Below are 11,829 nucleotides of genomic sequence, written 5' to 3'. Positions count from 1 at the left end.
AGGACACCATGGAGCCAGCGAAGAAGCTTCCGGTCGCGGTGATCGGTGCCGGCCCGGTCGGTTTGGCCGCAGCAGCGCACTTGCTCGAACGTGGCCTCGAACCAGTCATCTTCGAATCTGGACCCGCTGCAGGTGCCGCCATCGAACAATGGCGCCACATCCGGCTCTTTTCACCCTGGCGGTTCAACATCGATGCCGCCGCCGTCCGCCTCTTGGAACAATCAGGCTGGGAATCTCCCCGCCCCACGGCACTGCCTTATGGCCGGGAACTCATCGACAACTACCTCACCCCGCTGGCAGCTATGCCCGTCATGGCGTCCCGGTTGCAGACTGGCGCCCGCGTTATCGCAGTTACCCGCCTAGGGCTGGACAAGACCCACGTCCGTGACCGGGACAGCACTCCTTTCCTGGTCAGGGTGGAGCACGAAGGCGGCGAAACCCGTGATCATGTTGTCGCTGCCGTCATCGACGCCTCAGGAACATGGTCAATCCGCAATCCACTGGGCACCTCAGGCCTGCCCGCCATTGGCGAAGAGACTGCGGCGGACCGCATATCCACGCCCCTTCCTGACGTCACAGGGCGGGACCGGAGCAGCTTTGCCGGCCGCCGTGTCCTCGTGGTGGGCGCTGGACACTCGGCTGCGAACACCCTGATCAATTTGGCCGACCTCTCCAAGGACGAACCCAATACCCGGATCTTGTGGGCCGTGCGAGGCGGATCTGCAGATAAGGTCTACGGTGGCGGAGCCGCGGACGGATTGCCCGCCCGGGGTCAGCTCGGCGCCAGGCTTCGTCGGCTCGTCGAGGCCGGAAGCATAGAACTGCACACACGTTTCGGCATAGCTGGCCTGAAAACGCTCGATTCCGGTGTGAGCGTTGAATCTGTTGACGGACGCACGCTGGATGTCGATGTCATCGTTCCGTGCACCGGCTTCCGCCCGGATCTGGAGATCCTGCGCGAACTCCGTCTCAACCTCGATCCTGCCGTTGAGGCACCCACCGAGCTCGGCCCACTGATTGACCCCGAATTCCACTCCTGCGGCACTGTCCCTCCACACGGTGCCAAGGTGCTGGCACATCCAGAGAAAGACTTCTACATCGTGGGAATGAAGTCTTATGGCCGTGCCCCGACCTTCCTGCTGGCCACGGGCTATGAGCAGGTCCGTTCAGTCGCCGCTGCACTGGCTGGTGACCACCAAGCGGCGGACACGGTGCATCTGGAATTGCCCGAAACTGGAGTCTGCTCAACCGACGCCGGGACCAGCTGCGATGTTCCCGCCACGGCCGCCACGGCTGTAACCATAGAAGTGCAGTCGGGCTGCTGCGCAGCACCCGAACCAGCTTTCCTCGGCTTCCCGACTGGACTCGCGCACGGCCGCTCCGGGAATTAGCAGCTAGGCGTTGACGGTGTTCCGTTCGCGATAACCATCGGCGGCATAGACGCCCAGAATCCGCACCTCCGTGGTGAAGAATTCCAGCTCCTCCAGCGCCCGGCGGAGACGTGCATCCGCAGGGTGGCCTTCGACGTCAGAGATGAACATGGTGGCCGCGAACTCGTTGCCCACCATGTAGCTCTCAAGCCGGGTCATGTTCAGGCCGTTGGTCGCAAAACCACCCAGCGCTTTGTAGAGCGCTGAGGGGACGTTGCGCACACGGAACACGAAGCTTGTGATCGCGGGACCGGGGAGCTCCTCCTTGGTGGGGATTTCGCGTTCCCTCGCCAGAACCACAAAGCGGGTGGTGTTGGTGGGGTCATCCTCGACGCCGGAGGCCAGAACATCCAGACCGTACAAGCCTGCGGCCAGTGGAGGAGCGAGGGAAAGCTTGCGGGGATCGTTCCAGTCGCGCACTTCCCTGGCTGATCCGGCAGTGTCTCCGGCGATGACTGGCTTGAGGCCGGCTTCACGGATGATCTTGCGGCACTGACCCAAAGCATGGATATGGCTGTGAACCTCTGTTGCGCCTTCAATCGTGCTGCCTGGAATGCCCAAGAGGTCGAATCGGATCGGCAGGAAGTACTCGCCCACGATTTGCAGCTTGGACTGCGGGAGCAGCACGTGGATGTCAGCCACACGTCCGGCGATGGAATTCTCAATCGGGATCATTGCCAGCTCGACTTCGCCCGTGGAAACCAGTTCAAACGCGTCCTCAAAGCTGGCGCACGGCACGCTTTCGAGTTCGGGGAACATTTCCTTGCACGCGAGATCCGAGTTGGCTCCCGGTTCACCTTGATACGCAATCTTCTGGGCCATGGTGCTCATGCTTTCACGCGGAGCATAGGGCTGCGCAAAAGTGTCCACCGTCTGGCCAGCGAAAACGCAACTGACTGGCATTAGTGGTTGGAATAAGGGCCTATAACAACCACTAATGCCAGTCAGTTGGGGCAAAATCAGCCGTTGATGATCTGCGGAACGCCCAGGGCCTTGAGGCCTTCCGCGCCGAACTCCAAGCCATAGCCGGACTGCTTTGCGCCACCGAACGGGATGCGGGGGTCCACTGCGCCGTGCTTGTTGATCCATACGGTTCCGGCCTGGATACGGGAGGCAACCTCGCGGGCGGCAGCCACGTCGGAGGACCAGACTGAGGCGCCCAGTCCGACGTCGAGCGCGTTTGCTTTGGCGACGGCCTCGTCAACAGTGCTGTACCGGATGATCGGCAGGGCAGGGCCGAACTGTTCCTCGGCCACCAGCGGGTTGTCGTTGTCGATGTCGGCCACCAGGGTCGTGGGGTAGAAGTTGCCGGGCTGATCGGCGTCGGGGTTGCCACCGAGGAGGACGCGGGCCCCGGATGCGCGGGCAGCCTCCACCAGTCGGGCCACGATGTCGTACTGCTGGCGGTTCTGCAGCGGGCCAAGGACGTTGTTCTCGTCCAAGCCATTGCCCATCGGCATTGCACCCGCAACAGCTGCCAGTTCCGTACACACTGCCTCGTACAGCGAGTCGTGGACGTAGAGGCGCTTCAGCGCGGCACAAGTCTGGCCTGTGTTGATGAACGCACCCCAGAACAGGCCCTCGGCGATGGCTTTCGGGTCGGCGTCGGGGAGCACAATGCCGGCGTCGTTGCCGCCGAGTTCCAGCGTGAGGCGCTTGATCGTATCCGCCGAGGAACGGATGATCGCCTTGCCTGTGGCGGTTGAGCCGGTGAACATGACCTTGCCAATGGCCGGGTGCTCAGCAAGCCGGGCGCCGACGTCGCGGCCACCGGACACCACCGACAGCAATCCCTCGGGCAGTTCCTGGTTGATGATTGCGGCCAATGCCAGCACGGACAGAGGAGTGTATTCGGAGGGCTTGACCACCACTGCGTTGCCCATCCGGAGGGCAGGGGCGATCTGCCAGACGGTGATCATCATGGGCCAATTCCAGGGTCCGATGGCACCCACGACGCCGATGGGCCGGTAGTGCAGTTCGGCGCGGGTTTCGCCGTCGTCCACTACGGTTTCAGGGTCCAGCGGCGTGGCAGCCGTTGCGCGGAGCCATGCGGCGCAAGCGCCGACTTCGAAGCGGGCGTTCGGGCCATTGAGCGGCTTGCCCTGCTCGCGGGAGAGCAATTGGGCGAGTTCTTCAGCAGAGCGTTCGACGGCGTCGGCGGCCTTCATGAGTGCAGCGGACCGCGCGTCGTGGCCCAAGGCAGCCCAGGCCGGCTGTGCAGCTGCGGCAGCTGCAACAGCGGCGTCAAGATCTTCAACGGTGTGGACGGGGGCTTCACCGACAGCCTCACCCGTTGCAGGGTCAAGAATCGTGCGGCTGTTCTGGCCGGTGGCCGGGGTGATCGAGGCCAGCAGGGCGTCGTAAGTCTCCATTGGTACTCCGCTCGGGTAGTAAGTCTTGGCGGCCGTTGAGGCACGCGGCGATGATTCCAGTGTGGTTGGCGTCACGCTGAGTCGCCTTGTCTATGCACGAACAGCCCTTGACGCGAAGCGAACGCTTTCCCTCGGCCCCTTTCGTACCGGATAATTTGGCGGGTGACTCTTGCATCCCTCGCCGCCTTCGCCGGTCTCTGCCTGGTCCTCTCCGTGACCCCGGGCCCCGATACGTTCCTGGTCCTGCGTATTGCCCTGAACTGGCCCAGTGCCGGGATCGCTGCGGCGGCTGGATCCGCAGGTGCCGCGATTGTGTGGGCTGCTTTGGTGGGTATCGGATTGGCCGCGCTGTTGGAACAGTCGGCGGAGCTCTTCCGGTGGCTGAAGATCGCGGGCGGCTTGTACTTGCTGTACCTCGGCGTTTCTTCGTTCATCAAGTCCCGTAAAGCTGCCACGGCAGGCGGAGCAGACTCGGAAGCGCCCCTCCCGTACAGCCGGCTTGCGGCACTGGGGGCAGGAGCGCTCTCCACGCTGCTCAACCCCAAGGTGGGCCTGTTCTACCTGGCTGTGGTCCCGCAGTTCATCCCGCACGGCGGCGACACCATGGGCACGTCACTCATCCTGGGCATCGTGGTTGCCGTCATTGCCTTTGCCTACCTCTCGATGATCGCAGTGGTGGCGTTCAAGGCGATGCGGTGGCTCAAGCGCCCCAAGGTGAGTACCGCCGTCGAGCGTGTCAGCAGCGGGGTTATCGCCGGACTGGGCGTTGGCGTGGTGGCATCAGGCGCCACCAGTTAGCTAGCCAGCCAGCAGCGTCAGATAGTTGTCCAGCTGCCCTTCAAGGTCATGGGCAAAGTGCTCTGCGGGGGAAAGTGCCGCCACGATCTGGGCGCCCAGCATCAAGTTGAGCAGATGATCGGCGACGGCGGCATCCCCAATGGGGGCGGCAATCTCGCCGGCCGCGCGGGCTGCTGCCGCATGTGCCGTGATGGTGTTGTGCCACTGGTTCATGGACTCGCTGTGCAGGGCTGCCATCTCGGCGTCGTTGAGTGCCTTCTGCCAAAACGGGATAACGATGCGGGCTTCGTTGACGCGTTCCTCGTCCAGTGGCAGGACTTCGGCGCAGAAGGCGCGGAGGGCGGCGATGCCGGATAAGCCCGAGGTCACGGCGGCGATGCGCTGGTTGGTGCGGTTGAAAACGTGCCCGAAAGCTGACGTCAGCAGCAGGTCCTTGGTGGGAAAGTAGGGCTTGAGGGCGCCGTTGGCGAAGCCGGCTTCTTCGGCGATTTCCCGCATGGTGGCGCCTTCAATGCCCAGCCTTGCAATGATCCGCCAGGTTGCGTCCACCAGTTCGAGGCGTCGTTGATCGTGGTCCACAATCTTTGGCACTTTAGGGGGCTCCCGGAGAAATATATGGCAGACAGGTCTTGGGTCTCATCTTACGTTTCAGGCGGGCGCTGACTGAGCGTCAAAGGTGCGTCTGTATTCGGTGGGTGTGATGGCAAACGCGCTTGCGAAGTTCTGCCGGAGCGTCACGGGGCTGCCAAATCCGCAGTCAGCCGCAATCTGATCTACGGACATGTCTGTGGTTTCCAGCAATCGCCGGGCAGCATCGAGTCGTCGTGTGCGTATCCATGCGGAAGGTGTTGTTCCTGTTGAGGCACGGAAAGTGCGGACGAAGGTTCGGCGACTCATGTGGGCCTGGGCTGCGAGGCGATCGATGCTGAGGTCCTCGCCGAGTCGGCCCAGGGCCCAGTCCAGCAGGCGCGCCATAGGATCATCCGAGGAGCGAGGTGGAAGGGGGTGCTCAATGTACTGCGCCTGCCCGCCCTCACGGTGTGGAGCGATGACCAGGCTGCGCGCAATTCGATTCGCTGCCTCCGCCCCCAGCCGGCCCCGAACCAAGTGGAGGCAAGCATCCAGTCCGGATGCTGTCCCCGCGGAAGTCAACACGTCTCCGTGATCGATGTAGAGCACTCTTTGATCGAGGAAGACATCTGGGTGCCGGTTGGCAAGGGTGTCAAAGGCCTGCCAATGTGTGACGGCAGAACGTCCGCTGAGGAGGCCGGCATCCGCGACGGGGATCGTGCCAAGGCAAAGCCCCAGGATAGTTACGCCGCGCTCGTGAGCCTGTTGAAGGATCTTGCGTAGAGTCTCGCTGGTTTCACGTCCGTCCGCGAACCACGACGGCACAACCACAACGTCTGCCTGCTCTGCGGCATCCGGCCCCTGGATTTCCCCTAATTGATAACCCTCGGTGGTTCGAATATGGCCCGCCTCGTCTGAGAAGAGCACCGTGGTCCACTCAGCCAGCCCTTGCCGTGTGACCTCGTCGAAAACCATCTGCGGAACCGCCAGATGAAACATCGTGACGTCATCGAATGCGTAGACAGCGATCCGCATGCAGCCCTCCTCTCTGCTTTTGGCCTGAATCCATCGTATAAGGGCATTTGTGCCACTGGCGGTTTCTGACCGGGGTGCCAATGATGGAAGGGTCGCCAGTTGGCGAGCAACGATCCGCTATTTGGGAGAAAAGTATGAGCACCCCCCGCCGCGCCCTTGTCCTTGTCGATGTCCAGCAGCAGTACTTCAGCGGACCCCTTGAGATCCAGTACCCGAAGCACCAGGAATCACTTCCGATGATCGTGAAGGCCATCGATGCCGCGGCCGCCGCAGGAATTCCCATCCTGGCGATACAGCACAGCGAAGGAGAAGGCGCGCCGGTCTTCGCCCCTGGAACGCCTGAATTTGATCTCCACCCGGACGTCGAAGCGCGCCGGACTGCTTCATGGAAAGAGGTCATCAAGCGTTACGGCTCGGTTTACGCTGGCGCGGACGTTGCTGGCTGGCTGCGGGAGCACGACGTCGATACCGTCACCTTGGTGGGTTACATGACGAACAACTGCATCCTTGCCTCCGCCGTTGAAGCGGAGTTCCTTGGCTTCACCACTGAAGTCCTCTCAGATGCCACTGGCGCCATCAACCTCGTCAATGATGCAGGTGCGGCGGACGCGAAAACCGTGCACACCACGATCATGGCGCTGTTGAACTCCAATTGGGCCGCTGTTGCCTCCACGGATGTATGGGCAGAGGCACTCCAAGCCGGGCGTGCACTGGAAAAGAGTGATCTGGGCACGTCGGCAACGGCCGGGAGCGCTGCAGTTTCTTAGAAACAATATGTGGACCAGGCCTTGTGACTGAGCTAACACGTCGGTTATTCTCTACATCTATAGAAAATAAATCCTGACCCATCACAGGTCCCGGACAAGAGGCAGCCATGACGCCCACAGCAACCCAGACAGCAACTGACGCAGCCGCCGTTGAGGAAACCCAGTACCGCCTGGCCACGGGTGCTGAAATCTCCGAGGTGCAGCGCCTCCTCCAGGCTGCCGGACATCTTGGCCACGAGCAGCGGATCGCCTACCTGGGCCTTGTGGATCCGTCCCGCGGGCAAGAAATAGAAGACCGCCGGTTCCGTGTGTTCATCCACGACGTCTCCGGCGGGGCTCCTACTGACGTCCTGGTGTCCGTGACCCACGGCAAGATCCTGTCCGCAACAGAACTGGACACCAAAGTCTCCGGCGAACTTCCGGTGCTGGAGGAAGAGTTCGAAGTTGTTGAGACGCTGCTTGCCACGGATGAACGGTGGCTCGCCGCTCTGGCAGCACGGAACCTCGATGTGGCCAAGGTACGCGTCGCTCCGCTGTCCGCCGGCGTGTTTGAGTACGACGACGAGAGGGGCCGCCGCATCCTCCGTGGCCTGGCATTTGTGCAGGATTTCCCTGAGGACAGCGCTTGGGCGCACCCCGTGGATGGGCTGGTGGCGTATGTGGATGTGGTCAACAAGGAAGTCACCCAGGTGATTGATCTCGGCGTCATGCCGGTTCCGGAAGAGCACGGAAACTACACCGATCCCGAACTCACAGGCCCGCTCAGGACCAGCCAAAAGCCCATCAGCATTACCCAACCCGAAGGCCCGAGCTTCACAGTCACCGGCGGCAACCACGTTGAGTGGGAAAAGTGGAGCGTGGACGTCGGCTTCGATGTGCGCGAAGGAGTTGTCCTCCACAACCTTGCCTTCAAGGACGGGGACCGCCTTAGGCCCATCATCAACCGGGCCTCCATCGCCGAAATGGTTGTGCCCTACGGTGATCCATCACCTATCCGGTCCTGGCAGAACTACTTCGACACCGGCGAATACCTCGTGGGCCAGTATGCAAACTCCCTGGAACTCGGTTGCGATTGCCTTGGTGACATCACCTACCTCAGCCCTGTCATCAGCGACGCCTTCGGCAACCCCCGGGAAATCCGCAACGGCATCTGCATGCACGAGGAAGACTGGGGCATCCTCTCCAAGCACTCGGACCTCTGGACCGGGATCAACTACACGCGACGCAACCGCCGCCTGGTGATCTCCTTCTTCACCACCATCGGCAACTACGACTACGGCTTTTACTGGTACCTCTACCTCGACGGCACCATCGAGTTCGAAGCCAAGGCCACCGGCATCGTGTTCACCAGCGCCTTCCCCGAGGGTGGCTCTGACAACATCTCGCAGTTGGCTCCAGGACTCGGAGCCCCGTTCCACCAGCACCTCTTCAGCGCTCGCCTGGACATGGCAATCGACGGCTTCACCAACCGGGTCGAGGAAGAGGACGTAGTCCGTCAAGCCATGGGTGCGGGGAATGAGCGCGGCAACGCCTTCTCCCGCAAGCGGACGCTCCTTACTAAGGAGTCCGAAGCCGTCCGGGAAGCCGACGCTCGTGCAGGCCGGACGTGGATTATCTCCAACCCCGAGTCCCGGAACCGCCTTGGCGAGCCCGTAGGCTACAAGCTTCACGCCGAAAACCAGCCCACCCTTCTGGCCGATCCAGATTCCTCCATCGCGAAGCGCGCCGCTTTCGCCACGAAGGACCTCTGGGTTACGCGTTACTCCGACGAGGAGCGGTACCCCACTGGTGACTTCGTGAACCAGCACTCCGGCGGAGCAGGCCTGCCGGCTTACGTCGCCCAGGATCGGGAGATCGACGGCCAGGACATCGTTCTCTGGCACACCTTTGGGCTCACACACTTTCCCCGCGTGGAGGATTGGCCCATCATGCCCGTGGACACGGTTGGCTTCAAGCTGCGCCCCGAAGGCTTCTTCGACCGCAGCCCTGTGCTGGATGTGCCCACCAACTCTTCAGGTTCGAGCTGCCACAGCTCTGCCACCGCCGCTGCGGATGAACACGGCGGAAGCCACCATGAGCACGGACACTGCCACTAAACGGACATCCAGGCACATGACCACGACGACGGGACGGGTCCGGTCAGCCGGGCCCGTCCTCCATCCCCGGATCTGCGCAGCCCTCACGGCTGTCTCGTGCCTGGTCCACCTTTGGGTCGCGGCGTGGGGACACCATGGCGCATGGCTCGCCGTCCTCATGGTTGCTGTGGCGGCAATCTGCGTCCCCTGCACCTTTCACATCTGGCGCCACAGCCGCGTCGGAGCTCTCCACCAAGTGACAGTTTCGGCTGTAGCAATGATTGCCGTTCATTCCTTGTTGCTGCTGGGAGCGGGAGGTGCCGGACACACGCACGGCGGGGGACCGGCGTCGAGCGTTGTTGATACCACCGGCGCTGTTTTTTCATCCGGGGCTGCGGGGCTGCTGTTGGTGATCGGACTGGAAATCACGACGGCGCTACTCGCCGCTACTTTGGTGGCCCGGCTGCGGCGTCGGGTACAAATGGCCGCTGCTTCCTGACCTTCTTCGGCGCCAGTCAAGCCGGTAATCAGCCCTTTGGGGGTTGAACAATGCCCAGCCAAAACCCAAAGAAGGTCAGGAAGCACAAGCCCAGCAAGAATTCGGCAGGATATTGCCCCGAGCAGGCAGTTTTCCCGCTTGTTGCACCTGGCCCGAACACTGTTCAGTAGAGGGGTGAGTAGAGCTGTCAGTAATTCGGGTAATTCTGGCCTTGGACTGTTCAGGGCCACAGGGATTTATGTAGGTGCGATTCTAGGCTCAGGCGTGCTGGTTCTGCCGGCCATCGCCGCCCAAGTTGCCGGACCGGCGTCGTTATTAGCGTGGGCGTTGCTGTTGGTCTTCTGCACCCCGGTGGCGTTCAGTTTTGCTGAAATGTCCAGGCAACAGCCCGACGCCGGTGGGATCGCCACGTTCGTGACACGCGCTTTCGGGCAGCGAGCCTCAGTGGTGGCCGGCTATCTCTTCTACTTCGCCATCCCGTTCGGGGCGCCCGCCACCGCGGTGATCGGCGGCGAGTACATCGCGCATGCCATGGGCGGTGGGCGGGAAACGGCCCTGATCGCGGCAGGACTGATCCTGGCGGCGGGTTTCCTGAGCAATGCGGTGGGGATCCGTGTCTCGAGCAAACTCCAACTCCTCCTCATGGTCCTACTCGTGGCGTTGCTGGCACTCGCCGTAGCCGTTGCGGCGCCCTACGCCAAGGCTGAAAACTTCGTTCCCTTCGCCCCGAACGGCTACTGGGCAGTGGGTGGTGCAGCGAGCCTGCTCTTCTTCTGTTTCGCCGGGTGGGAAGCCGTGACGCATCTGGCCGGCGAGTTCCGCCACCCCGAACGCGACCTGAAGCGGGCCACTTGGCTGACGCTCGTCGTCGTCGGGGTTGTGTACATCGGCTTGGTGGCGGCGTGCGTCGCCGTCCTCGGTCCCGGACTCGCGGGCAGCAGCGTCCCGGTGGCCGAACTGCTGGCGAAAGGACTGGGACCAGCCGCGGCTCCCGTGACGGCTGTTGCGGCATCCGTGTTGACGTTCGGACCACTCAATACGTTCGTGGCCGGGGCCAGCAAGCTTGGCGCCAGGTTGGCGTCCGACGGCGTGCTGCCGCGGACTTTGGCGCGTGGCGTGGGTGCCGGGGAGGTGCCGTCCGTGAGCCTGGCGGCACTCGCTGTCATGACGTCACTTTCCTTTGCCCTCGCAGCTGTGGGGTTCCTCAGCATGGAGTTCCAGATCGGCGCCGCCTCGGCCTGCTTCACCGCCGTCACCGCTTTTGGCCTGGCCGCCGGGGTACTCCTGTTGCCCCGCGGAACCGCCGCCTGGTACGGAGTCATCGTGGCCGCCGTCGTGATGCTCGTGGTGTTGCTCTTCAGCGGCTGGGCGCTGCTGGTGCCGGCCATGCTGGGTGCTGCGGCATTGTTGGTGGGGCGCTTGTATTTGAAACCCCCGGTGCCACAATTGAGCCATGGCCGCAGCGTGGTCAATTCGTGAGGGGTTCCGCAGCGGGCCTGACCCTGATGCCCTGCGCCGACCCTTCTTCATTGCCGCGGTGGTTGTCTTTGCCCTGGTAGTCCTGGCCGAGGTGGGTATGTCGCTCCTGCTGGGGCAGACCGCCGTCGACCCCGTCTCCGCAAACGATGCCAACAACCTGGGCGTTCCGCTGGATGTCTTCCTCAAGACGCAGCGAGCCGACGCCGAACCACCAGGCGCGGGCATTGGATTCCTCGCGTTCCTGGATGGCTTGCTGCTGTTCACGGTGGTCATGCTGGGGCTCAGCCTGATCATCGATCTGCGGACATATGGCCGGATCCAAGGCGTCACGACGTTCATCGTGACGCTGCTGTGGGTTATCGCGGCGTTCCTCACCGCAATGTTGGCCTTGGCGAAGTTGTTCCTGATGATCGGGTTGTTCGTGGCCACCCCGTTTGGAACCATCGCGTACCTGGCCCTGTGGGGGAGCTTTCCGAAAGGGCAGGCGGCGGCAATCCTGGGTTTGCTGTTGGTCCTGAAAATCGTGTTCGCGGTGTTGCTCATTCTCAGTCAGCCCAAGTTCCTCAAAGTCACGGGACTGGTGGTGCTACTGGCGGTGTCCGTGCTGCTTCAGGTGATCCTTGGAGTGATCCACGGGTTCCTGCCAGGTCCGCTGGTGTCCATTGGAGATCAGTTCTGGGCGTTGATCACTGTGGTGGTGGCGCTCGTGTGGGCGCTGGTCATGCTGATTGCGTCCATTCCGGCGATCATCAATGCCTTGCGCGTAAGTGGTTCGGCGGGGGACTGAGTCAGCTGCGACTTAAC

At 62.6% G+C, this 11,829-nt stretch carries 11 protein-coding genes; 7 read left to right on the top strand and 4 right to left on the bottom strand.

The genetic code is table 11. The features are described from left to right. The first annotated feature begins 8 nt into the window (after nt 1-8). On the top strand, nt 9-1,391 hold the full coding sequence (locus VUN82_22095; protein ID XAS74767.1) for an FAD-dependent oxidoreductase: 1,383 nt from the start codon (nt 9-11) through the stop codon (nt 1,389-1,391). A 3-nt stretch (nt 1,392-1,394) separates the two neighbouring features. On the opposite strand, the gene VUN82_22090 is transcribed toward VUN82_22095, so the two are convergent. Together VUN82_22090 and VUN82_22085 are read right to left on the bottom strand one after the other, a co-directional pair. Continuing rightward, the gene (locus VUN82_22090) at nt 1,395-2,252 is read right to left on the bottom strand and encodes a prephenate dehydratase (GenBank protein ID XAS71740.1); all 858 of its coding nucleotides are present in this window, start codon (nt 2,250-2,252) and stop codon (nt 1,395-1,397) included. Nucleotides 2,253-2,389: 137 nt separating this feature from the next. Next, nucleotides 2,390-3,802 (bottom strand): aldehyde dehydrogenase family protein, encoded by a 1,413-nt coding sequence (locus VUN82_22085; GenBank protein XAS74766.1) that lies wholly within the window; start codon nt 3,800-3,802, stop codon nt 2,390-2,392. 162 nt (nt 3,803-3,964) lie between these two features. Here VUN82_22085 and VUN82_22080 point away from each other — a divergent pair, with 162 nt between their 5' ends. Beyond that, a complete protein-coding gene (locus VUN82_22080) occupies nt 3,965-4,600 on the top strand; it encodes a LysE family translocator (protein ID XAS71739.1) in 636 nt (211 codons plus the stop codon). On the opposite strand, the gene VUN82_22075 is transcribed toward VUN82_22080, so the two are convergent. Next, nucleotides 4,601-5,191: a TetR family transcriptional regulator C-terminal domain-containing protein gene (locus VUN82_22075; protein ID XAS71738.1), complete on the bottom strand. Its 591-nt coding sequence runs from the start codon at nt 5,189-5,191 to the stop codon at nt 4,601-4,603. It abuts the gene before it with no gap. A 57-nt stretch (nt 5,192-5,248) separates the two neighbouring features. Next, nucleotides 5,249-6,205 carry a helix-turn-helix domain-containing protein gene (locus tag VUN82_22070; protein ID XAS71737.1) on the bottom strand — a complete coding sequence of 319 codons (957 nt, stop codon included), beginning with the start codon at nt 6,203-6,205 and terminating at the stop codon, nt 5,249-5,251. 134 nt (nt 6,206-6,339) lie between these two features. Between VUN82_22070 and VUN82_22065 the strand changes: the two genes are divergently transcribed. From VUN82_22065 to VUN82_22045, 5 genes are all read left to right on the top strand, one after another. Continuing rightward, the gene (locus VUN82_22065; GenBank protein XAS71736.1) at nt 6,340-6,972 is read left to right on the top strand and encodes an isochorismatase family protein; all 633 of its coding nucleotides are present in this window, start codon (nt 6,340-6,342) and stop codon (nt 6,970-6,972) included. A gap of 107 nt (nt 6,973-7,079) precedes the next feature. Beyond that, complete coding sequence (locus VUN82_22060; GenBank protein XAS71735.1) at nt 7,080-9,068, top strand: primary-amine oxidase; 1,989 nt, start codon at nt 7,080-7,082, stop codon at nt 9,066-9,068. Nucleotides 9,069-9,084: 16 nt separating this feature from the next. After that, nucleotides 9,085-9,546 carry a hypothetical protein gene (locus VUN82_22055; GenBank protein XAS74765.1) on the top strand — a complete coding sequence of 154 codons (462 nt, stop codon included), beginning with the start codon at nt 9,085-9,087 and terminating at the stop codon, nt 9,544-9,546. Between the two features lie 264 nt (nt 9,547-9,810). Beyond that, complete coding sequence (locus VUN82_22050; GenBank protein ID XAS71734.1) at nt 9,811-11,025, top strand: amino acid permease; 1,215 nt, start codon at nt 9,811-9,813, stop codon at nt 11,023-11,025. Then, nucleotides 11,000-11,812, top strand: a complete 813-nt coding sequence (locus tag VUN82_22045) for a hypothetical protein (GenBank protein ID XAS71733.1) — start codon at nt 11,000-11,002, stop codon at nt 11,810-11,812. Before VUN82_22050 ends, VUN82_22045 begins: the two co-directional genes overlap by 26 nt. The last annotated feature ends 17 nt before the right edge of the window (nt 11,813-11,829 follow it).

It is taken from the genome of Micrococcaceae bacterium Sec5.1 (assembly GCA_039636795.1).
GTDB lineage: Bacteria > Actinomycetota > Actinomycetes > Actinomycetales > Micrococcaceae > Arthrobacter.
The sequence above is the reverse complement of the archived record's forward strand: the minus strand, read 5'-3'. Positions and strand labels throughout refer to the sequence as shown.

Bases quoted from the DNA above. Each gene is read 5' to 3' on its own strand.
- VUN82_22095 (XAS74767.1), top strand. From the start codon at position 9: ATGGAGCCAGCGAAGAAGCTTCCGGTCGCGGTGATCGGTGCCGGCCCG.
- VUN82_22090 (XAS71740.1), bottom strand. From the start codon at position 2,252: ATGGCCCAGAAGATTGCGTATCAAGGTGAACCGGGAGCCAACTCGGAT.
- VUN82_22085 (XAS74766.1), bottom strand. From the start codon at position 3,802: ATGGAGACTTACGACGCCCTGCTGGCCTCGATCACCCCGGCCACCGGC.
- VUN82_22070 (XAS71737.1), bottom strand. From the start codon at position 6,205: ATGCGGATCGCTGTCTACGCATTCGATGACGTCACGATGTTTCATCTG.
- VUN82_22065 (XAS71736.1), top strand. From the start codon at position 6,340: ATGAGCACCCCCCGCCGCGCCCTTGTCCTTGTCGATGTCCAGCAGCAG.
- VUN82_22060 (XAS71735.1), top strand. From the start codon at position 7,080: ATGACGCCCACAGCAACCCAGACAGCAACTGACGCAGCCGCCGTTGAG.
- VUN82_22055 (XAS74765.1), top strand. From the start codon at position 9,085: ATGACCACGACGACGGGACGGGTCCGGTCAGCCGGGCCCGTCCTCCAT.
- VUN82_22045 (XAS71733.1), top strand. From the start codon at position 11,000: ATGGCCGCAGCGTGGTCAATTCGTGAGGGGTTCCGCAGCGGGCCTGAC.